General features: G+C 68.7%; 1 protein-coding gene. It reads left to right on the forward strand.

Annotated elements, in window-relative coordinates; translation table 11 throughout:
* Positions 1 to 62: 62 nt before the first annotated feature.
* Positions 63 to 386: hypothetical protein (locus AC5RWQ_RS30745; RefSeq protein WP_494286091.1), on the forward strand; the 324-nt coding region annotated here is incomplete at its 3' end.

The raw sequence follows: 386 nt of genomic DNA on the forward strand, positions 1-386 counted from the left end.
GGACCGCACGCTGGGCCGAGGGGCACTTCCACTACGGGATACCCCAGTGGCGGAGCATGCCCGTGCGCCCCCTCGTGCTCGGCCCGCACAACGTCCCCGTCATCACCGACCCGGACGACGCCGCCCGCGACATCCCGCTCGCCGTCTTCTCCGCCATCACCCACGGTCACAGCCGCGACGCGGATACCATGTTGAAGGCACTGGACTCCGCTCTCCGGACGCTTGACGCCGACACCACAACGATCTTCCGCGAACTCATCGAACTCGGCTTGGGCGCAAGCCCGGCAGCGCAAATCTGGAAGGACCTCATGGCCGTCGACACTTCCTTCTTCCGTTCCGAGTCCGCCCAGAAGGCGCGCGCGGAGAGCCGCGCGGAGGGCCGGGTG

The sequence above is a fragment of the Micromonospora sp. BS32 genome, assembly GCF_059089345.1.